The 20,839-nt window shown below is 73.5% G+C and carries 19 protein-coding genes and 1 pseudogene; 11 read left to right on the top strand and 9 right to left on the bottom strand.

Annotated elements, in window-relative coordinates:
• The first annotated feature begins 398 nt into the window (after positions 1–398).
• Together ABD363_RS09585 and ABD363_RS09590 are read left to right on the top strand one after the other, a co-directional pair.
• Positions 399–1,193, top strand: coding sequence for a GntR family transcriptional regulator (locus ABD363_RS09585; protein WP_344601664.1), 795 nt, complete (start codon positions 399–401; stop codon positions 1,191–1,193).
• Entirely contained in the window at positions 1,190–1,855 is a 666-nt protein-coding gene (locus ABD363_RS09590; RefSeq protein WP_344601665.1) for a YdcF family protein, read from the top strand. The genes ABD363_RS09585 and ABD363_RS09590 overlap by 4 nt, the downstream gene beginning before the upstream one ends.
• A gap of 243 nt (positions 1,856–2,098) precedes the next feature.
• On the opposite strand, the pseudogene ABD363_RS32755 reads toward ABD363_RS09590, so the two are convergent.
• Positions 2,099–2,479, bottom strand: a pseudogene (locus tag ABD363_RS32755) (tyrosine-type recombinase/integrase); the annotation flags it as partial.
• Between the two features lie 1,420 nt (positions 2,480–3,899).
• Between ABD363_RS32755 and ABD363_RS09600 the strand changes: the two are divergent.
• The 3 genes from ABD363_RS09600 to ABD363_RS09610 all read left to right on the top strand — a co-directional run bounded on the left by ABD363_RS09600 (position 3,900) and on the right by ABD363_RS09610 (position 5,490).
• Positions 3,900–4,286 (top strand): hypothetical protein, encoded by a 387-nt coding sequence (locus ABD363_RS09600; protein ID WP_344601667.1) that lies wholly within the window; start codon positions 3,900–3,902, stop codon positions 4,284–4,286.
• A 357-nt stretch (positions 4,287–4,643) separates the two neighbouring features.
• The gene (locus ABD363_RS09605) at positions 4,644–5,003 is read left to right on the top strand and encodes a helix-turn-helix domain-containing protein (RefSeq protein WP_344601669.1); all 360 of its coding nucleotides are present in this window, start codon (positions 4,644–4,646) and stop codon (positions 5,001–5,003) included.
• A 76-nt stretch (positions 5,004–5,079) separates the two neighbouring features.
• Positions 5,080–5,490, top strand: coding sequence for a VOC family protein (locus ABD363_RS09610; RefSeq protein ID WP_344601671.1), 411 nt, complete (start codon positions 5,080–5,082; stop codon positions 5,488–5,490).
• Positions 5,491–6,079: 589 nt separating this feature from the next.
• Here ABD363_RS09610 and ABD363_RS09615 read toward each other — a convergent pair.
• Entirely contained in the window at positions 6,080–7,063 is a 984-nt protein-coding gene (locus ABD363_RS09615; RefSeq protein WP_344601673.1) for a zinc-binding dehydrogenase, read from the bottom strand.
• A gap of 62 nt (positions 7,064–7,125) precedes the next feature.
• A complete protein-coding gene (locus ABD363_RS09620) occupies positions 7,126–8,286 on the bottom strand; it encodes an FAD-dependent oxidoreductase (protein ID WP_344601675.1) in 1,161 nt (386 codons plus the stop codon).
• A 138-nt stretch (positions 8,287–8,424) separates the two neighbouring features.
• Between ABD363_RS09620 and ABD363_RS09625 the strand changes: the two genes are divergently transcribed.
• Positions 8,425–9,102, top strand: a complete 678-nt coding sequence (locus ABD363_RS09625) for a pentapeptide repeat-containing protein (RefSeq protein WP_344601677.1) — start codon at positions 8,425–8,427, stop codon at positions 9,100–9,102.
• 21 nt (positions 9,103–9,123) lie between these two features.
• Here the strand turns inward: ABD363_RS09625 and ABD363_RS09630 are convergent, their stop codons facing one another.
• Entirely contained in the window at positions 9,124–9,624 is a 501-nt protein-coding gene (locus ABD363_RS09630) for a hypothetical protein (RefSeq protein ID WP_344601679.1), read from the bottom strand.
• 6 nt (positions 9,625–9,630) lie between these two features.
• On the opposite strand from ABD363_RS09630, the gene ABD363_RS09635 reads away from it, so the two are divergent.
• Positions 9,631–11,088, top strand: a complete 1,458-nt coding sequence (locus ABD363_RS09635; RefSeq protein WP_344601681.1) for a M1 family metallopeptidase — start codon at positions 9,631–9,633, stop codon at positions 11,086–11,088.
• A 154-nt stretch (positions 11,089–11,242) separates the two neighbouring features.
• Here ABD363_RS09635 and ABD363_RS09640 read toward each other — a convergent pair whose 3' ends face one another.
• Complete coding sequence (locus ABD363_RS09640) at positions 11,243–11,818, bottom strand: TerD family protein (protein WP_344601683.1); 576 nt, start codon at positions 11,816–11,818, stop codon at positions 11,243–11,245.
• Between the two features lie 161 nt (positions 11,819–11,979).
• Between ABD363_RS09640 and arfB the strand changes: the two genes are divergently transcribed.
• Positions 11,980–12,432, top strand: coding sequence for an alternative ribosome rescue aminoacyl-tRNA hydrolase ArfB (gene arfB / locus ABD363_RS09645; RefSeq protein WP_344601685.1), 453 nt, complete (start codon positions 11,980–11,982; stop codon positions 12,430–12,432).
• A 26-nt stretch (positions 12,433–12,458) separates the two neighbouring features.
• Here the strand turns inward: arfB and ABD363_RS09650 are convergent, their stop codons facing one another.
• The gene (locus ABD363_RS09650; RefSeq protein ID WP_344601825.1) at positions 12,459–13,013 is read right to left on the bottom strand and encodes a flavin reductase family protein; all 555 of its coding nucleotides are present in this window, start codon (positions 13,011–13,013) and stop codon (positions 12,459–12,461) included.
• A 399-nt stretch (positions 13,014–13,412) separates the two neighbouring features.
• Here ABD363_RS09650 and cdgB point away from each other — a divergent pair, with 399 nt between their 5' ends.
• Entirely contained in the window at positions 13,413–15,074 is a 1,662-nt protein-coding gene (cdgB, locus tag ABD363_RS09655; RefSeq protein WP_344601687.1) for a diguanylate cyclase CdgB, read from the top strand.
• Positions 15,075–15,194: 120 nt separating this feature from the next.
• Complete coding sequence (locus ABD363_RS09660) at positions 15,195–16,115, top strand: carbohydrate-binding protein (protein WP_344601689.1); 921 nt, start codon at positions 15,195–15,197, stop codon at positions 16,113–16,115.
• 85 nt (positions 16,116–16,200) lie between these two features.
• Here the strand turns inward: ABD363_RS09660 and ABD363_RS09665 are convergent, their stop codons facing one another.
• The 3 genes from ABD363_RS09665 to ABD363_RS09675 all read right to left on the bottom strand — a co-directional run bounded on the left by ABD363_RS09665 (position 16,201) and on the right by ABD363_RS09675 (position 19,415).
• A complete protein-coding gene (locus ABD363_RS09665) occupies positions 16,201–17,142 on the bottom strand; it encodes a 1-phosphofructokinase family hexose kinase (protein WP_344601690.1) in 942 nt (313 codons plus the stop codon).
• A gap of 120 nt (positions 17,143–17,262) precedes the next feature.
• Complete coding sequence (gene nagA, locus ABD363_RS09670) at positions 17,263–18,411, bottom strand: N-acetylglucosamine-6-phosphate deacetylase (protein ID WP_344601692.1); 1,149 nt, start codon at positions 18,409–18,411, stop codon at positions 17,263–17,265.
• Entirely contained in the window at positions 18,411–19,415 is a 1,005-nt protein-coding gene (locus tag ABD363_RS09675; protein WP_344601694.1) for an ROK family protein, read from the bottom strand. The genes nagA and ABD363_RS09675 overlap by 1 nt, the downstream gene beginning before the upstream one ends.
• A gap of 119 nt (positions 19,416–19,534) precedes the next feature.
• On the opposite strand from ABD363_RS09675, the gene ABD363_RS09680 reads away from it, so the two are divergent.
• The gene (locus ABD363_RS09680; RefSeq protein WP_344601696.1) at positions 19,535–20,800 is read left to right on the top strand and encodes an ABC transporter substrate-binding protein; all 1,266 of its coding nucleotides are present in this window, start codon (positions 19,535–19,537) and stop codon (positions 20,798–20,800) included.
• Positions 20,801–20,839 lie beyond the last annotated feature (39 nt).

Genomic DNA, 20,839 nt, shown 5'->3' on the forward strand with positions numbered 1-20,839 from the left:
CGCGGTCCCCGGGTGGCACCCCGGGGACCGCTCGCCGTCGGAGTCGATTCCGGCTCCCCTCGGCGCTGCTCGTGCGAGACGAGCAGCGGAGGCAACCGGCCGCAGCAGGTGAGCTGCGGAGAGGTTGAAGAGCGCACGGGCGCCGTAGCCCCGTGCCGACCGCCTTATCGGAGGAGGCGGCGGCCTCATCACACTGTTGAGTTCTCAACCAACCGGCGCTTCCTTCGTAGTCACCCCTGCGGGCTTTCCTCCGGGCGCTTTCGCGCAGCTCAAAGAGCCGCGACCCGCTCGCTGTCCTGGGACTGCGGAGCGCCTGAGAAGACAATGGCGCACAGTCCCAGGACTGTCAACAGTCCTGGGACTGTGCTTCACTGGTTGATGTCGACGGGAGGTCCTGCATGGCGCCGAAGTGGCGGGAGCTTGCGGATCGGATCGCTGAGAAGATCCGGTCCGGCGAATACGCCCCGGGCGAGCAATTGCCGCAGATCAGGGACTTGGTTGAAGCCGGTGAGGGGTCCAAGTCCACTGTTCACGCGGCCTACAAGGCGCTGGAGGCCGAAGGGCTGGTGACGTCTTCGCGTGGCCACGGCACAGTCGTCCGTGACCGGCCGCCGCTCAAGCGACTCGGTATCGAGCGATACGACAAGGCGAAGTGGAGGGACGGCGACGAAGTCGCGTTCATCGCCGACCGCGTGGCGTCCGGTCGCTCCTACCGGCGTAATGAGCAGACGCAGACGGTCAGCAAGGTCCCGGCACCAGCCGTAGTGGCGGCCGCGCACGGCCTACCCGAAGGTGCTGAGGTCTACGCCCGTGCGCGGCTGGTCAAAGAGGGCACGCAGCCTACGCACACGCTGACCAGCTACTACCGTCCGGAACACGTGGAAGGAACGCGGATTGTCGATCCGTCTCCGGGACCGGCCGGCAGGGGCGGAGGGTTCCGTGTGCTCTACGACGCCGGATACGAGATCGACCACATGCGGGAGACGCTGTTCGCGCGAGTGCCCACCGCAGAAGAGGCACAGCTCCTACAGCTCGCGCCTGGTGAGTGGGTGGTCGAGCTGCACCGTACGACGTTCACGGCTGACGGCACGGTCGTCGAATTCGCCCTCGGCGTGCACGCGGCCACTCGCTTCTCGTGGACGTACGACTTCAAGGTGCCCGACTCGGCAGCGGAAGGCGGAGCGAAGAAGTGATCCCGCAGCAGTCATGGGAGGACGCGCGCCGTCTCTGGGACTTCCAGCAGATGGGGCATCGGGTGCACCCGTGTTCGGTAGCCATCGGCCTGGGCAGTCACGATCTCGGAGTCGCCGACACTACGGCTGCCCTGTACCACCGGGGCATGGCCCCACTGATCGTTTTCACCGGGGCCACCAGCAGGACGACCCGTGAGCGGATGCCGCGCGGCGAGGCGGAGCACTACCGAGAGCGGGCCATCGACCTCGGCGTGCCGGCGGATGCCATCCTCGTGGAGCCCAACGCTCGGAACACCGGGGAGAACATCACGTTCTCGCGTGCGCTGCTTGCCGACCGCGGTACCCACGTCACGTCAGCTCTGCTCGTCTGCAAGCCGTATGAGGAGCGACGGGCGTACGGGACGGCGCGGAAGCTCTGGCCCGACGTGGAATGGGTCTGCGCTTCCGCACCGATGGCCTTCATGGAGTACATCGATTCCATCGGCGATGCGCGCCTGGTCATTGACATGCTCGTCGGGGCGCAGCAACGGCTGATGGTCTATCCGGAGCAAGGGTTCATGATCCGGCAGGACATCCCGGCTGATGTCGAGGCGGCATATCACCGGCTCGTCTCCGCCGGCTTCACCAGCCGTCTCGTCCCGGCGCCCGCAGCGCGCGACTGACGGCAGAGTTTGACGGCAACACCGGCGCACGCTGCCGCACCGGGAAAGCCTGCCGCGCACCCCTCCCGGCAGGCTGAGGAACCGAATGGCTGGCCCCTCAACCGGCGGCCGGAACTTGTAAAGCGAAGGTCGTCGGTTCGAATCCGACAGGGGGCTCTCTCACTGAACAGCGCGAACGCCCCGGCCGGTGATCGGTCCGGGGCGTTCGGCGTCCACGGGTGACATCGGCCCGGGCGGTCGGTCACGGCCGAGGCGGTGCCTGGGCGGGCGGTCCGTGCGGCTGATGGCCGCGCGCCGGGGGTCCGACGCCACGTGCGGGTGGACGTCCGTCGTGATGCTGATCCGGCTGTGCCCCAGGACCTCCAGCACGACGCGGGGGCGCGGCACCGGCCGCGGTCAGGAGCGTGGCGCAGCCGTGCCGGGCGTCGTGCGGACGGATGCGCCGAGGACCGGCGGCGTCGGTGACGCGGAGGAACGACCGGTCGACGTTCCGCGGGTCGATCGGGCGGCCGGTGCGGGTGGTGAGGACGTACGAGGAGGGGAGAGCGCGACTCCCCTGCGCCGCGCCGCCTCGGCCTGCCGCATCCGGCGCCGACGGAGCGCCGCGCGGCAGATCAGGGGGAGGGCGCGGGGCGCGCCCGGTGAAGGCCGGCCGGCAGCACGGGGTCGGAACATGTCGTGGCCGGGGCGGTCGGCTCCGCGGCTTAGGGCAGCCGCTTCGGGACGGGTCTCTGAGATCATGGCCCCGACGCCGTGTTCTACCGGGCAGGTCCACGGACTGCCCGACGCGTTGGAGACTTACGGGCCATGATTACTCGCCCCGGAGCGCTTCAGCCCGAAGCCGCTCCGCCGGCCTCGACCTCAGGAGAACGTGTGAGACGCCTGCCCGTGACCGCCGTGACTCTCTTGTCGGCTGCCCTGCTCGCAGCGTGCGCCCAGGGAGAGCCCGAGCCGACACACCCCACGAGGTCGGCGGCGGAGGCAGCTTGGCACACGAGCACCCCGGAGCAACGCCGGGCGTACTGCGATGCCTACAGCAAGCACGACCCGCAGCACCCCATTGAAGTTCCCACGCACCAGTCAGCGGAAACGAACGAGGAGTTTGCCGACGACTTCTACGAAGTGCTGAAGAAGCAGTGCTGAACCCGCGGGAACGGCGCACAGGCATCGCCTTCGGAAGCGGCGGCGGGCGAGTGCCGGAGCTTCCCCCCGTCCTGGGCGGTCTCCGGGTCGTCCGAGGCGGACCGACGTTGACGGACGAGGACCACTGGTCGCGGCGTTCACGCAGGTCACACGGTCGGCTACGGTGACTGGCCGCACATGAGCGAATCGGGTCACCACTTCGGAAGAACTGGCAGCAGGCCCGTCGAGAGGGAGCCGGCCGGCTGACACCAACAGGTGCGGGCAGCGCCGACCACCGCCGAACGGCGACGGGCGATCAGCCGAGAAGGGCTTTCCACCCTCGGTCCGAGCCGGCCAGATGCAGGCAGAGGACGGCTTGGGCGAGGCTCGTGACGCGGGTGGTCGAGCACCGCGGTTTGCGGAGCCGCCAGGACTCGAGGGTGGCGATGGCCTGCTTGACAGGGGCGCGGATCCTCGCGGTGGGGCCGGTTGAGGCGGCCGGGGCTGTCGGTGGCCGGTGGCAGGATCGCCGGCATGAACTTTGTTCGCACCACTCCGCCGCGGCCGGTCGATGTCGCCGCGGTTTTCCCTGAGTTGGCTCCGTTGGCGCGGGCGGCGATTCAACTGCATCCCCGTGCCGGGTCGCCTTCGGTGTTCGAGAGTTCGGTTGGGGGGCCGTTGCTGTGGCCCGCTGACGAGCCGTGCCGCACTGCGACGGCTCGCACCTGGACAGTGGTACATCCACGTCCCCTGCGGCAGTAAGGCTGGAGCGGCGCAGGCGGGCCCGACTGCATCGTGATCCCCATGGTCCTCGGTACACGCCCGAGGAGGAAGCGATCAGGGAGCGAAACGACGCGGTGTTCATGGAGCGCCTTGAGGCCGGCCCCCGTGGCCCGCGGAGTGCCCCGTCCCCATGCTGCCGGTGGCCCAGCTGTATCTGCGCGACATACCCCTGCTGCGTCCGCCCGGCCGGAGCGATCTGTTCCAGGTTCTCTGGTGCCCCTACGACCACGAACCGGATCGCAAGCCCGCGACCGCGCTGTTCCGGCGGTCCGCCGCCGCGGTCGTCGACGTCCTCGCCCCACCACCGGAACCGTATGAGACGGCCTGCGACGGCTACGTGCCGGAGCCGTGCCTGCTCGCGCCGGAGCGGATCACCGAGTACCCCAGGATCCTCGATCTGAGCGCGGAAGTGCGGCAGCTACGGGGGGACTGGGACAGATGGCAGGCAGCCGATGTCGGTGTGGACAGCTCGTACGCGGACTGTCCGACGTCTCCGGAGCATCCGCACACCGACCTGATCCAGTGAACGCTTTCCAACCTCACGCCGACGCGTGGTGAGGAACGAGAACGGTCCACCGGAGATCGAAGGCGCCGGACCGCCCCTCCTCGCCCCCGTCACCGGGGCCGCGCGCCGCCGCCCGCACGCGCCCGTGAGGAGGCGAGGACCAGGCCGGGGCTGGGCCAAGGCGATACGGCCGGGGTTGGAACGGTGCCTCCGACGGGGGATCGGCCGGCACCGGGATGTGGAGAGCGCCGTTCCCGGGCGCGGGTCCGCCGTGGTGCGCACGGGGGAGTGCCGGAAGGTCCGCCACCCGGGGCCTGCCCGGGTGGACCGTGATGAGATGGTGCCGTGAGCCGCGCCGTGGAAGAGACCAATCGCCGTATGCTCCGAGCGCGTGACGTGATGGACCGTGACTACGCGCAGCCGCTGGACGTCCCGGCCCTGGCCCGCATCGCACATGTGTCACCGGCGCATTTCACGCGGACCTTCCGGGCCACGTTCGGCGAGACACCACACCGCTACCTGCAGCGCCGCCGCGTGGAACGGGCGATGTTCCTGCTGCGGGAGACCGACCACAGCGTGACGGACATCAGCTTCGAGGTCGGTTTCACCAGCCCGGGCACCTTCAGCCGCACGTTCCGCGACATCGTCGGCCGGTCGCCGCGGGCGTACCGCAAGGAAGCGGTCGCCGCGGGCGTACCGACGTGCTTCACGATGGCATGGGCCCGTCCGCATACCTGACCGGCCGACAGAACGCCCTGGCAACCGAGCAGTTTTGGATAAGTTTCCAACCTGGCCGATCGTTAGGGTCGGTGTCATGTTCAACGCCATCACGCAATCACAGATATACGTCCTCGACCAGGACGAGGCCATCGACTTCTACGTCGGCAAGCTCGGCCTGGAGGTCACTGCGGACGTCGACATGGGATTCATGCGCTGGCTGACCGTCAGCGTCCCCGGCCACCCCGAGCGACAGATCCTTCTGGAGAAGCCGGGCGCGCCGGCGATGTCGGAGGAGACGGCGGAGCAGGTGCGTGAACTGGTGACCAAGGGAGCCATGGGCGGCTGGCTCATCTTCACCACGGACGACTGCCGCAAGACCTACGAGACGCTGCTCGAGAAGGGGGTGGAGTTCACCGAGGAACCCACCGAGCGTCCGTACGGGATCGATTGCGGTCTGCGCGACCCCTTCGGCAACCGCATCCGCTTCACCCAGCCGAAGGTCTGAGAACACTCCGGCACTTGACTGCACCCGTTCGGCAACGGACGACAGAGGTGCACGGCCTCATGGGCCTACAGCGGTGCGCGCCCGCCTGGTCGGCCGTGGGGCCCGCCGTCGTGGTGGGGCAGGAGCCGACTCCGTCCCCGGAACGAGTCGGCCCGGACAGGTCGAACGCGTAGAGCGAAGGTCGTCGGTTCGCATCCGACAGGGGGCTCGGCCACAGCCCAGACCGGACCCGCTTCCGGCCTGGGCTTTTCTCCGCCGCCGCGGCCACCCTCGGATGTCCGGGTTCCCGCCCCGGCTCCCGCGCCCTTCACCGGGGGCGGCCGGCGCGCGGCCCTTCACCGGGAGGGCGGGCGCACACGGAGGCGAGCTCACGGGGGCAGAGATGAACCGCGGGAAGAACCTCCTCACGGCCGGGCCGGCGACCGCCGTCTCGGCGCTGTTCCTCACCGTCGGCGGCCCGGCCGCGCCGGCCGGGCGTGCCCGGCCCGGACGGTGCCCGCCGGCCGGCGGACCGGCGGGCGGGGCCGCGCGGGCGGCCCGGCCTGCGGTCCGGGTGGCCGGGTGGCCGGGCGGCGCCGAGCGTGCCGGGTCAGGGTTCCAGGACGACCTTTCCGGTGGTGCCCCGGGTTTCCAGCGCGCGGTGGGCGGCGGCGGCCTCGGCGAGCGGGAAACGCTGCACGGCCGGGGTGAGGCGGCCCTCGGCGGCCTCGGTGAGGGCGCGCAGCTCCAGGGTGCGCATCGGGTCGGGCCCGCCGGCCCTCTCCAGCATCACGGGGCCGAGGACCTGCTGGGAGACGCCCTCGACGAGGTGGGGCCGCCCCTCGTCGCGGATGCCCTGGCTGGACCAGCCGAAGACGAGGTGCCTGCCGTCGGGCCCGAGCAGGGCGACGGCCTCGCGGGCGCTTCGGCCGCCGACGCCGTCGAAGACCACGGTGGCGGCCCGGCCGCCGAGGTGGGCGCGGACCTTGTCCGGCCAGTCGGGGTCCCGGTAGTCGACGGCGAGGTCGGCGCCGTTGGCCCGCACGCGGGCGGTCTTCTCCGGGCCGCCGGCCAGGCCGACGACGGTGGCGCCGGCGTTCTTGGCGTACTGCACCAGGAGGGTGCCGAGGCCGCCCGCCGCGGCCAGGACGACGGCCACCGCGTCCGGGCCCAGCTCGGCGAACTGCACGATCCCCATCGCCGTACGGCCCGTGCCGATCATGGCGACGGCGGCGGCGAAGTCCAGGCCGGCCGGGATCTCGTGCAGGCGGCCGGCGTCGGTGACGGCGAGTTCGGCGTAGCCGCCGGGGGCGAGGCCGAGGTGGGCGACGACGCGCCGGCCGAGCCAGTGGCCGGCCACGCCCTCGCCGAGGGACTCGACGACGCCCGCCACCTCCCGGCCGGGAACGGTGGGCAGGGCGGGCAGTTCGGGCAGGGGGCCCCGGAACCCCTGGCGCAGGGCGGTGTCCAGCAAGTGGACGCCGGCCGCGCGGACGGCGACGCGGACCTGGCCGGGGCCCGGCCGCGGGTCCGGCACCTCCTCGTAGGCGAGGTTCTCGGCCGGGCCGAAGGCGTGCAGGCGGATGGCGTGCATGGGGTCCCCCCGGAAGTGCGCCGTGTGCGGTCTGCGTGGTGTGCGTGCGCCATTCTTCTTCCTCAAGTCCGCTTGAGGTCAAGGGCGCTGCGGCCCAGCGCGAGGGACACCGCGGTCAGGGCGCTGTTGAAGGAGACCTCCGACAGCACACCGGGGGCCGCGACCTGGTCGCCGGCGAGGTAGACGCCGTCGCCGCGGTCGACGGCGGGCCGGTCGCGCCAGGTGGCGCCGGGCGGGTCGACGGCGCCGGTGCGGCCGTTCGCGACGGCCTCGCGCCGCCAGGTCACGCGCTCGTGCCAGCCCGGGAAGCCCAGGTCCAGCAGCTGCTCGGCGCGGGCGGTCCCGTCGGCGCCCGACTCGTGCGGGGCGAGCGGGATCTGTCCCTGGACCAGTTGCTCGCCGGCCGGGGCGAGGGTGCGGTCCTGCGCGGTGAACCGTTCCAGCCAGCCCGGCGCGTCCAGGTCGGAGACGACGAAGGCGTCCCCGCGCCGGGTGCGCACGGCGAGGTCGACCAGGGCGGCCCGGCCGCTCGGCCAGGTCAGGGAGGCGTCCTGGAGCAGGCGGCGGGCGGCGTCCAGGGAGGTGGCGACGACGACCGGGGCGCCGGCGGGGAGGGCGTCGACCCGGGACCGGGTCTCGATGCGGACACCCAGGTTCCGGGCGTGGGCGGCCATCCGGCCGACGAGGGCGCCCCAGCCGCCGCGCGGGTAGCGCGCCTCGGGCGGCAGCCTGGTCGCGCGCCGCAGCCGCTCCTGCACGAACGCGGCGGACAGCGACCCGGGGTCGTGGTGGAAGAGGGCGACGGCCGCGTAGTGCGCGGCCGCCCGGGCGCCCTCCTCGTCGGCGACGCCGGCGGCCCAGGTGAGGAAGTCGGCGTCGACGGGGGCCGGCCCGGTCCCGCGGCGCAGCAGCCGGAGCATCGCCAGGGGCGGGGTGCGGCGCAGGACGCCGCGGTGCCGGAGCCGGAACCGGGCCACCGCCCACGGGGGCAGAGGCGCGAGCGGCCCGATCAGGCCGCGCCGCCTGAGCCAGGTCCAGTGCGGGCCGCCGCTGTAGAGGGCGTGCGGGCCCTCGTTCGTCCGGTACGGGCCGTCGGCGGTGCGCGCCCGTCCGCCCAGGGTGTGGTGGGCCTCGTGGACGGTGACCGCGGCGCCCGCCTCCGCGGCGGCGATGGCGGCGGTGAGCCCGGCGAAACCGCCGCCGACGACGGTGAGGTGAGGCATGGCGGAAGTCCTCCTGTCGTGCTGGTCGCCTCGGGTTTCCTGTTTCGTCGGGACGACGGTCCGGCCGCGCGGAACGTGACACGGCCGGTTTCGCGCGGGCCGGCGGGGATGGCCGGAGGCGGGGTGCAGCATGGGGCCATGATGAGGAGAGCGGCGGCGGGCGGCAGGGGTGTGCGGGCGGCGCGGCGGCCGGAGCTGCGGCTGCCCCCGCTCCGGCCGTACGACGGGGGACTGGAGCCGGACGGGGACTACGACGGGCTGGACTTCGGCCGGGCGAACCTCACCGGGCAGGACGGCGCGGGCGCCCGCTTCCTGGACTGCGCGCTGACGGGGTGCGCGCTGGACGGGACGCGGCTGCCGCGCGCCCGCCTGCTGGACTCGGTCCTCACCGGCGTGCGCGGGGTCGGCACCGACCTCGCCGAGGCGACGCTGCGGGACGTCGAACTGGCCGACGCCCGCCTCGGCGGCACCCGGCTGCACGGCGCCGCGCTGGAGCGCGTGCTGATCCGCGGCGGCCGGATCGACTACGTGAACCTGCGCGCGGCCCGTCTGACGGACGTCGTCTTCGAGGACTGCGTCCTGGTGGAGCCGGACTTCGGCGGCGCCCGCCTGGAGCGGGTCGGGTTCGCCGGCTGCACGCTCAGGGGCGCCGACTTCCACGCGGCGACCCTGACCGACGTCGACCTGCGCGGCGCCGCCGCGCTGGACCTCGCGCGGGGCGTGGACCGGCTGGCGGGAGCGGTGATCAGCCCGGCCCAGCTGGTGGATCTGGCACCGGTGTTCGCGGCGGCGCTGGGGGTGCGGGTGGAGGGGTGAGGGCGCCGGCGGGCGGGGCGCTCACGGCACGCGCGGGAAGCGGGCCTGGAGGGTCCAGACCGCCGGGTTCTCGCCCAGGTCCTCGTGCAGGTCGATCAGGTCGGCGAGCAGGTCGTGCAGGAAGTCGCGGGCCTCGCGGCGCAGCTCCCCGTGGGAGAACGTCAGGGGCGGTTCGGCCGGCGGCAGCCACTCCGCCTCGATGTCCACCCAGCCGAAGCGGCGCTCGAACAGCAGGCGGTCGGTGGACTCGGTGAAGTCCAGCTCCGCGTGGCGCGGCCGGGCGGCGCGGGAGCCGGCCGGGTCGCGGTCGAGGTGCTCCACGATGTCGCACAGGGCCCAGGCGAAGTCCAGCACCGGCACCCACCCCCAGGCGGTGGAGATCTCCCGGTCCGTCTCGGTGTCGGCGAGGTACACGTCGCCGCAGAACAGGTCGTGGCGCAGGGCGTGGACGTCCGCGCGGCGGTAGTCCGTCTGCGGGGGGTCCGGGAAGCGGGTGGAGAGGGCGTAGCCGATGTCGAGCACGTAGTGATGGTGTCACGCCCGCCTAGGATCGCGACCGTGTCCCGATCCGCGCCCCTCGTCCCGGCCGAGTCCGCCCCCTTCCGGCTCCCGCGCCTGGCCGCCGTCCGCGTCCTGCTGGTGTGCGCGCTGACGGCGTGCGGCGGCGGTGGCGGTGTCGACGGCACCCCCGGCGGCACCGGCGTGCGCGACCCGTACTTCCCGAAGGCGGGCAACGGCGGCTACGACGTCGCCCACTACGCCCTGGACCTCTCCTACACCCCCGGCAGCCGCCGCCTCACCGGCACGGCGACCCTCACCGCCCGCGCCACGCGGGACCTGTCCGCCCTCAGCCTCGACCTGAAGGGCCTGGACGTCGGGCGGGTCACCGTCGACGGCCGGGAGGCCCGGTGGAACCGCGCCGGCCAGGAACTGACCGTCCGCCCCGCCGACGACCTCGGCGAGGGCCGCACCTTCCGGGTGACCGTCCGCTACTCCGGGGTCCCGGAGACGATCACCGACCCGGACGGCTCCGCGGAGGGCTGGCTGCCCACCGCGGACGGGGCGCTGGCGCTGGGCGAGCCGACGGGCTCGATGGCGTGGTTCCCCGGCAACCACCACCCGTCCGACAAGGCGTCGTACGACATCTCCGTCACCGTGCCGCGGGGCCTGCGGGCCGTGTCCAACGGGGAGCCGCGGGGCGAGACGAGCGCCCGGGGCCGCACCACCTTCCGCTGGCGGGCGGCCGAGCCGATGGCGAGCTACGCCGCCACGGTCGCGATCGGCGACTTCGCCGTCCGCCGCACCACGACCGGCGAGGGACTGCCCGTGTACGTCGCCGTCGATCCGCGGCAGGCGGCCGCCGCCCGGGCCGTGCTCGCGCGGATCCCGGACGTCGTGGAGTGGGCGGAGGATCTCTTCGGCCCCTACCCCTTCTCCTCCACGGGCGCGATCGTCGACCGCGCGGGCGACGCCGGATACGCCCTGGAGACCCGGGACCGGCCCTTCTTCCCCGGCGCGCCCGGCCCGCGGCTCCTGGTCCACGAACTCGCCCATCAGTGGTACGGCAACTCCGTCACCCCCCGGACGTGGCGGGACACGTGGCTCAACGAGGGCTTCGCCACGTACGCGGAGTGGCTGTGGGAGGAGGACCACGGCGGCGACACCGCGCAGGAGATCTTCGACGCGCTGTACGCGGCGCCCGGCGACCGGATCTGGGCGTTCCCGCCCGCGCGCCCGGCCGGCGCCGCGCACCTGTTCGACCCGCCCGTCTACCAGCGCGGCGCGATGGTCCTGCACAGGATCCGCCAGGCGGTCGGCGACGACGCCTTCCGCGCCCTGCTGCGCGGCTGGGCCGCCGAGCACCGCCACGGCAACGCGGACACCGGCGACTTCACGGCCTACGTCGAGAAAAGCGCGCCGGGCGAGGACTTCGGCGCGATCTGGGAGGAGTGGCTGTACGGGGAGGGCAGGCCGAAGCTGCCGTGACCGGCCCCGGGGCGGGGCCGGGCGGCCGCGTCCGGCCGGGCCCGCCCGCCGCTGCCGGGACGGCGGTGCCGCACCGCCCCGTGCGCGGCCCCGCGCGCAGGGCGAGGAGCCCCCGGCCCGGCCGGCCGGGGGCTCCTCGAGGTGCCGGGGTCCGTCAGACGTTCACGCCGAAGTCCTGGGCGATGCCCGCCAGGCCCGAGGCGTAGCCCTGGCCGACCGCGCGGAACTTCCACTCGGCGCCGTTGCGGTACAGCTCGCCGAAGACCATCGCCGTCTCCGTCGCCGCGTCCTCGGACAGGTCGTAGCGGGCGATCTCGGTGCCGCCGGCCTGGTTGACGATGCGGATGTAGGCGTTGCGGACCTGGCCGAAGTTCTGGCCGCGGTTCTCGGCGTCGTAGATGGAGACCGGGAAGACGACCTTGTCGATGTCGGCGGGCAGCGCGGCGAGGTCGACGTTGATCGCCTCGTCGTCGCCGGAGCCCTCGCCGGTGCGGTTGTCGCCGGTGTGGACGATCGTGTTGTCCGGGCTCTGCTTGTTGTTGAAGAAGACGAAGTGGGCGTCCGAGTAGACCCTGCCCTGGGCGTTGACCGCGATCGCGGAGGCGTCGAGGTCGAAGTCGGTTCCGGTGGTGGTGCGGACGTCCCAGCCGAGGCCCACGGTGACGGCGGTCAGGCCCGGAGCCTCCTTGGTGAGCGAGACGTTGCCACCCTTGGACAGGCTTACAGCCATTGTCGGGAGTCCCTTCCCTCGTGTGCGTATGGCAAGAAGCTACAGCTACCCCTAGGAACGCACCGGGGGGCGCACGGGGTTCCGGGTCCCTTTACTTTCTTTACCCGGCTTTCCCGGCCCGGCGACAATCGGGGTGACGCGCACCGGCCGGAGCCGGGAACATGGACCCCATGTCCGGTCCCTACCTCATCCGCGGTTCCGTCGTCCTGCCCGAGGCCGAGCTCAGGTGGCGTTTCTCGCGGTCGTCGGGGCCCGGCGGCCAGCACGTCAACACCAGCGACACCCAGGTGGAGCTGGGCTTCGACCTGGCGCGCACCGAGGCGCTGCCCGAGGCGTGGAAGCGGCGGGCGCTGGAGCGGCTGGCCGGGCGCCTGGTGGACGGGGTCGTCACCGTCCGCGCCTCCGAGCACCGCTCGCAGTGGCGCAACCGCGAGGCCGCCGCCGTCCGGCTCGCCGCGCTCCTCGCCGAGGCCACCGCGCCCCCGCCGAAGCCGCGCAGGCCGACCCGCGTCCCGCGCGGCATCAACGAGCGCCGGCTGCGGGAGAAGAAGCAGCGCGCGGAGACCAAGCGGGGCCGCTCCGGCCGCGACTGGACCCGCCGCGACCCCGGTTAGGGCCGCCCCCGGCCGCTTCGGCCGGCTCACGCCAGGTGCCGGTACCGCCCCCGGAAGTACGTCAGCGGCCCCGCGTCCGCGCTCGGTGTGCGGGCCGCCAGGACACGGCCGATCACCAGCGTGTGGTCCCCGGCCGGCACCCGCTGCTCGGTGCGGCACTCCAGGGTCGCCAGGGCGCCGTCCACCAGGGGGGCGCCGGTGTGCCCGCCGCGGACGTACCCGAGGTCCTGGAACAGCAGGCGGTCGCTGACGCGGCCCTTCATGGCGAAGCGGCCGGCGATGTGCCGCTGGCCCTCGGAGAGCACGGAGACCGCCCACAGCGGCTGCTCGGCGAGCAGGTCGTCCATGCGGGAGCCCTCGCGCAGGCCGACCAGCACCAGCGGCGGATCGAGGGACACCGAGACGAACGCCGTCGCCGTCATGCCGACGTCCTCGCCGACCGGCGCCCCGGGATCGTCCGGGTCGAGCGGCGGCTCCTGCGCGGTCACCAGGACCACGCCCGAGGCCAGCCGGGACATGGCGGCGCGGAACTCGTCGTTGCTCACTCCCTCAGCATGCCCGGGGGCGGACGGGAGGATCATCGGGGACGTGACAGGCGGGATGTTCGACACGCCCGGAACGCTAGTCGCCGCCGCCCGCGTGCCGCATCGGGCCCCGGCCCGATCCCGGACCTAGGACCTGCGCCCGAGAGCGGGGAGCCGGGCGCCGGGCGCCGGGGGCCGGGGCGGGAAGCGTGTACAGACGACCTCCACACATGACAAAGCCTGTGTTCGGTGAATGCACGGGGAAAACGCAGAAACATCACGCAATTGTTCACGTTTCCATGTGACTTGAGTCACAAGGGGCGATAATTGTTGACCCTGTGTACCGAGTGGGCAGCGCGCTGTGATTCAGTGGCGGGGAAGCTGCGACGGCACGAGCCGGAACGGGCGCCGAAGAGAACCCTTGATTCGCTGCGAGGTCTCGGGGGGAGGGCGAGCATGGAGACCGAGTCGGAACCTTACGTCCACCTTGCGGCCCTGCGGCAACTGCACCAGGTCATGGCCGACATGAACACGGCCCGCAGCCTGGCGGACACCCTGCAGACCGTCGCCGACGGCGTCGTCACCGCCCTCGGGTACGAACTGGCCTGCGTCAACCTCGTGCGCCCCGACGGCGACCTGGTCGTCGCCGCCTTCGCCGGCAACTCCGCCGCCGAGTCCCTGATCACCGGCCGCGTCGGCTCCCGCGAGTCCTGGGAGCGCCGCCTCCGCATGGGCGAGCGGTGGGGCGACCTGGTGTTCATACCCCACACCGAGGGCTGGGTCCTCGACGACGACGACGTCCCGCAGTGGTACAGCGACGGGCCCGCGCCCCGCTTCGAGGACGAGTGGCACCCCGCCGACCGGCTCTTCGCGCCCATGTACGCGCCCGGCCCGCAGGGCGGCTCCTCCTCCGGCGAGCTGATCGGCGTGCTGTCCGTGGACCGGCCCCGCAGCGGCCGCCGGCCCGGCCCCTGGGGCCGCGAGGCGCTGCAGATGTACGCCTTCCAGGCCGCCATCGCGATCAGCAACGCCCGGCTGCGCGCCAACATGCAGCGCGCCCTGGTCCGCCTGGAGCGCGAGCAGCAGGCCCTGCGGGCCAGCGAGGAGAGCTTCCGGCAGGCCTTCGAGTACGCCCCCTCCGGCATGGCCATCGCCGAGATGGGCGGCGACCAGCACGGCCGGATCCTGCGCACCAACGACGCCCTGTGCCGGCTGCTCGGCCGCCCCGCCTCCGCGATGCGCCGCTACTCCTTCTCCGACCTCGTCCACCCCGAGGACATCGGCACCCTGCTGCGCACCTCCCCCGAGGGCGGCCGCGCCGAGCTGCGCCTGGGCCGCCGCGACGGCACGTACATCTGGGTGTCCCTGCGCAACTCCGTCGTCGCCGACGCCGCGGACGGGCCCCGCTTCCTGCTCACCCACGTCGAGGACATCGAGGAGCGCAAGCGCCGCGAGCTCCAGCTCGCCCACCGCGCCTCCCACGACTCGCTCACCGGCCTGCCGAACTCCGCCGAACTGCGCGCCCGGCTCTCCGCCCGCCTGTGCCAGCGCCCCCACTCCCCGCACCCGGTCGCGATCGACTCGGTGGACGCGGCCTACGGCCACCCCGTCTTCGACATGGCCGTCCACGGCTTCGACTTCCCGCCGGGCGCGGAGGCGTACGACGGCTACGACCACCATGTGCACACCGTCGCCCCCGCCGACGACCGCGACGACGGCGCCAAGGGACTCGCGGTGCTCTTCTGCGACCTCGACGGCTTCAAGTCGATCAACGACCGGTTCGGGCACAACGCGGGCGACGCCGTGCTCATCGAGGTCGCCCGGCGCCTGAGCAACGGCGTGCGGGAGGGCGACACGGTGGCCCGGCTCGGCGGCGACGAGTTCGTGATCCTCGCCGACGGGCTCGGCCGGGCCGACGCCCAGGACCTCGCCGCACGGCTGCGCAACGAGATCATCCAGCCGATCCGCGCCGAGGGGCGGGCCGTCCGGGTCGGGGCCAGCTTCGGCATCGGCTGGGCGCACTGCGGCATGACGGCGGACGAAGTGCTGAAGTCCGCTGACGAGCGGATGTACGTCGAGAAACGATCTCGTCCCAAACAGCATCGGCGGGCGGGATGAGCCGCAGGTCAGCGCGTTGATGCGGTCTGCATCACCTTTTCGGGCCGGCCGGAGCGGGTAGGCTCGCTTGTCTCACCCCCGTACCGCATCCGCACCGCACCCGACTGAGGAGACCAAGGGATGACGCCCGGCACCAACGGCGCGAGCACGCCCGAGGACGACGACCCGTTCGGCTACCTGTACGCCGACGGACAGGCCAACGGAGCCCAGCCGCCGTCCGGTGGCTACGGCTACCCGAACTCGGTCAACCGGGTGCGGACGGTCGGCACGCGCCAGTACGGCCAGCAGGCTCCCGCCGCGCCGCAGCAGCACGGCGCGTACGGCAGGCCGAACGCGCACTACGCCGCCCCGGAGACGCTCCCCGGCGGCGCCCCCGCCGCCCAGCAGCGCCAGCCGTCGCACGGCGGCGGCCGGGGCCGGGGGCCCAACACCAAGGGGCTGCTGATCGGCGCGGTCGCGGTGGTCGCCGCGGTCGTGATCGGCATCGGCGTGGCGATGGTCAGCGGCGACTCGGAGGACGACACCGCCGGCGGCGGCGCGTCCGCGACCCCCACCGCCCCGCAGAGCGCCGAGCCGAGCCCGTCGGGCAGCGGCGCCGGGAACCAGGCCGAACTGCCGACGACCGACGCCAAGGCGCTGCGGCTGGCGGGCGGCGCCACCGTCGCCTCGGACGTCGAGGGCGCCCGGGCGGACGGCGGCGCCTACGTGGCCGGCCTCAACCAGGCCGGCTCCACGGTCACCTGGACCGTCGACGGCATCCCCCGGGACGGCGCCTACACCCTGTTCGCCCGCTACAGCGTGGCCGGCGAGGACCAGTCGATGACGCTCACCGTCAACGGCAAGACGTTCGGCAGCAAGCTCAACATGAGCAACTTCACGGGCGCCGCCGAGGGCGACTTCGCCAAGGGCTGGACGCAGACCTACGCCTACCCCTCCCTCAACAAGGGCACCAACACCCTGTCGATCTCCTGCCAGGACGGCGACAAGTGCAACGTCCTGCTGGACCAGCTGTGGCTGAAGGAAGGCCAGGTCAAGGACTGAGGCCGCCGGCGACCGCCGGGACCCCTCCGGCGGGTCCCCGCGCCGGACGCCGCTTCGCCCTCCCCGAAGACCCCGCACGGGAGCCCTAGGCCGCGCTGACCTCCGTGGTCACGGCCACCCGGTCCAGCAGCTCCTCGTAGGCCGCCCGGTCGAACCCGCCCGCCGCCGGGGCCGCCGCCGCGGACAGGGCGGCCGCGCGCAGCAGGCGGTCCGGCCAGGGCAGGCGCTCGACCAGGCCCGCCAGCAGGCCCGCGACGACCGAGTCGTCGGTGTCCGCCGGGTCGCCGGTGTCCGCCGGGCCGTCGTGCGGCCGGGCCGGCGGGGCGGCGCGCCAGCGGCCCTCGGGGGTCGCCGCCAGCAGTCCCTGGGCGCCGAGCGAGGCGACCACGGCCCGGGCGCCGCGCCGCCGGGCGTCCTGCGTGGCCCGCAGCGGCTCGTACGAGCCGGTCAGCTCGGCCAGCTCCGCCGCGTTCGGCTTGATCACGTCGGGCCGGGCGGCGACCCCGCGCCGCAGCGGTTCCCCGCCGGTGTCCAGCAGCACCGGCACGCCCGCCGCCCGCGCGGTGCGCACCAGCCCGGCGTACGCGCCCACCGGCACGCCCGGCGGCAGACTGCCGCACAGGGCCACCGCGGCGGCGGCCGGGACCAGGTCCGCGTACACCTCCTGGAAGGCGGACCACTCCGCGGGCGTGATCAGCGGGCCCGGTTCGTCGAACCGGGTGGTGTCGCCGGTGCGCCCGTCCACGACGGCTATGGTGCGGCGGGTCGCGCCGCCGATCGGCACGAACGCGTCGACCACCCCCGGCGTCCCGGTCAGCCGCTCCCGTACGACCCGGCCGGTGGCGCCGCCGGCGAAGCCGGTGACCGTCACCTCGTGTCCGAGGGCCGCGAGCGTCCGGGCCGCGGCCAGCCCCTTGCCGCCGGGGCGCTCCGTCACCTCGGAGACCCGGTGGGAGGCGTGCGGCCGCAGGGCCGGCGTGCGGTAGGTGATGTCGAGAGCGGTGTTCAGCGTGACCGTGAGGATCACCTGGGCCGACCTCCCCCGATGGAATGCTCTCGCTGTGGTTTCCGGAGGCTCGATCATGCCAAAGACACGGCGGTCCGCCCAGTCGTCCGGCCGGCCCGCGACTCCCTCCCGCCGGACGGATCAGGGCAGTTGGGGATCAACCACCCATTCGCCCCGGCGCATGACGCCCTTGAGGTCGAAGGCGGAGTCCAGCAGCACCAGATCGGCGTCCTTGCCGGGCTCCAGGGAGCCCACCCGGTCGGCCAGGCCGAGCAGCCGGGCCGGGTTGGCGGACAGGGCGGCGACCGCGTCCTCGACGGGCAGCCCGTCGACGGTCACCGCCCGTTTGAAGGCGCGGTCCAGGGTGAGGGTGGAGCCCGCGATGGAGCCGCCCTCCACCAGGCGGGCCACCCCGTCGGCGACCTCGACCTCCAGCGGGCCGAGCATGTAGCGGCCGTCGCCGAAACCGGCGGCGTCCATGGCGTCCGTGACGAACGCGACGCGCCCGGCGCCCGCGTGGTGGAAGGCCAGCTGGAGGGAGGCGGGGTGCAGATGCGTGCCGTCGTTGATCAGCTCGACGGTGACCCGCTCGTCCTCCAGCAGGGCGGCGACGGGGCCCGGGGCCCGGTGGCCGAGCGCGGGCATCGCGTTGAACAGGTGCGTGGCGACCGTCGCGCCCGCCTCGATGGCCTGGACCGTCTCCTCGTACGTGGCGTCCGTGTGCCCGATCGCCGCGATCACGCCGTGCTCCGCCAGCAGCCGTACGGAGTCCAGGCCGCCCGGCAGCTCGGTGGCGAGGGTGACCATCTTCGCCCGGCCGCGGGCGGCGTCGATCAGCTTGCGGACCTCCGCCGGGTCCGGGTCGCGCAGCAGCCGGGCGGAGTGGGCGCCCTTGCGGCACGGCGAGATGAACGGCCCCTCGAAGTGGATGCCGGCGATCTCGCCCTGCTGGGCGAGCTCGGCCAGCAGCCCGGCGCGCCGGGCGAGGAAGTCCAGGTCGCCGGTGACGGTCGAGGCGACGAGGGTGGTGGTGCCGTGCAGGCGGTGGGCGTGGACGCCGCGGAGGACCTCGTCGACCGTCCCGGAGGTGAAGGAGGCGCCGCCGCCGCCGTGGTTGTGCAGGTCGACGAAGCCGGGCACCAGCCAGTGGCCGGTGACGTCGACGACCTGGGCGTCGGCCGGGGCGGGAGCGGCGGCGATCCGCGTGCCCTCGACGATCACGCGGCCGCCGTCCACGATCCCGGTGGGCAGCACCACCCGGGCGCCGGCGAGAACCTTCGTGGGGGCCATCAGGCGGTTACCTCCGAGGGGTCGGTGGGGGCGGCGGGAGCGGCCGCAGAGGGGGCGGCGGGAGACGACGGGCCGCAGTCCGGGGGACCGGCGGCCAGGAGGTCCCGGGCGAGCAGGCCCGCGCCCAGGCATCCGGCGGTGTCGCCGAGGGCCGCGGGGACCAGGGACGGGACCTTCTGGAAGGTGACGCGCCGCCGCACCGCCTCCCGCAGCGGTGCGAACAAGGTTTCCCCCGCCTCGGCGAGCCCGCCACCGACGATCAGGGTGCGCGGGTCCAGCAGGGTGAGCGCGGTCACCAGCCCGTCGGCGAGCGCGTCCACCGCCTCCCGCCAGACCCGCCGGGCCCGGACGTCCCCGGCCTCGACGGCCCCGGCGCAGTCCGCCGCGTCCGCGTCCGGGTCCCCGCAGGCCGCCGCCCACGCCTCGCCGACCGCCGTCGCGGACGCGTACCGCTCCAGGCAGCCGCGCTGCCCGCACGGGCAGGGGAGGCCCGAGGGGCGTACGACGACGTGGCCGATCTCCCCCGCGAAGCCGTGGGCGCCGGCCTCCACCCGGCCGTCGAGGCCGATCGCGCCCGCGATGCCGGTGCCGAGCGCCACGAACAGGAACCGGTCCGCGCCCCGCCCCGCCCCGACGCGGCCCTCGGCGAGCCCGCCGGTGCGCACGTCGTGGCCGACGGCGACCGGCGCGTCCAGCCGCTCCGTCAGCAGCGCGCGCAGCGGGACGTCCCGCCAGCCGAGGTTGGCCGAGTAGACGGCGACGCCGCGGCCCTCGTCGACGATGCCGGGGACGGCGACCCCGGCGGCGGCCGCGGGCTCGCCGAGACGGCCGGCGCCCCACGCGCGCAGTTCGGCGGCGAAGTCGACGATGCCCGCGACGACCGCCTCGGGCCCTCTCTCGCGCCCGGTGGGCCGGCGGGCCTGGTGGAGCAGCTCGCCGTCCGTCCCGATCAGGGCGGCCTTCATCCCGGTGCCGCCCACGTCGAGGGCGATGACATGTCTCACGGGGACAGTGTGGCCCGATGACCCGGAAGAGGTCTAGTCCACTTACGTGGTGTAGACCTTATGGAGACGTTATGTATGACGTTTCGAAAGTTTTCGCACGACATTTGGGGCAGGATTCGGTGCAGCGGCGTGGAACAGGAACGATCGCGGTGGTGTCCGCACTGGGCATGGCGGCGGTCCTCGGCGGCTGCGGCCTCACCGGCGACTCCGGCGAGGTGACCCTGGAACTGGTCGCCGCCGACTACGGCGACAGCAAGGCCACCAGCTCCCAGCGCTACTGGGACGACCTGGTCGAGAAGTACGAGGCCGACCACCCGGACGTGCACATCGACGTCACCGTCCACTCCTGGAACGACATCGACCGCGAGGTCAAGGAGAGGGTCGCGGCCGGGGACCCGCCGGACCTGGCGCAGATCGGCGCCTACGCCGACTACGCGGCGAAGGACCTGCTCTACAAGGCCGACGACGTGCTCTCCATCCCCGTCCAGGCCGACTTCGTCTCCCAGCTCGCCGCCGCGGGCCAGGTGAACGGGGTGCAGTACGGGATGCCGTTCGCGGCCTCCACGCGCGTGCTCTTCTACAACAAGACCCTCTTCGCCGAGGCCGGCCTCACCCCGCCCAAGACCTGGGACGACCTCGCCGCGGCCGCCGAGGCGCTGAAGGCGCGGGGCGTGAAGTACCCGTACGCGCTGCCCCTCGGCCCCGAGGAGGCGCAGGCCGAGACCATGCAGTGGCTGCTCAGCGGCGGAGGCGGCTACCTCGACACCATCGGCACCTACGACATCGACTCCCCGGAGAACGTCGCCACCTTCACCTGGCTCAAGGAGGAGCTGGTCGGCAAGGACCTCACCGGGCCGGTCGCACCGGGCAAGCTGAACCGGGCGGACGCCTTCGCCGCGTTCGCCGACGGCGACGTCGGCATGCTCAACGGGCACCCCACGCTGATGAAGACGGCCGCCGCGAAGGGCGTGGAGTTCGGCATGGTGCCGACGCCCGGCGTCAACGGCGAGAGCAAGGCCACGCTGGGCGTCACCGACTGGATGACGGCCTTCAAGAAGAACGGCCACCGCGACGAGATCGGCGACTTCCTCGACTTCGTCTACAGCGAGAAGAACGTGCTCGACTTCTCCCGCAGGTACGACCTGCTGCCGGTGACCGGCTCCGCGTCCGAGGCGATGAGCGCGGCCGAGCAGGACAAGGAGCTGAAGCCGTTCCTGGACGAGCTGGTGCTCTCGGAGCTGTACCCGGTCGGCAAGACGTCCTGGGCCGAGGTCAGCGCGGAGATCAAGAAGCGGATCGGCCAGGCGGTGGCCTCCGGGAGCAGCCCGGCGGCGGTGCTGGCGCTGATCCAGTCGGCGGCGACGCGGGCCGAGAGCGCGGAGTAGCCCCGCCGGCCGCCGGCGGTGTCGGTGGGCGGGGTTACC

It is taken from the genome of Streptomyces glaucus (genome assembly GCF_039533365.1).
GTDB lineage: Bacteria > Actinomycetota > Actinomycetes > Streptomycetales > Streptomycetaceae > Streptomyces > Streptomyces glaucus.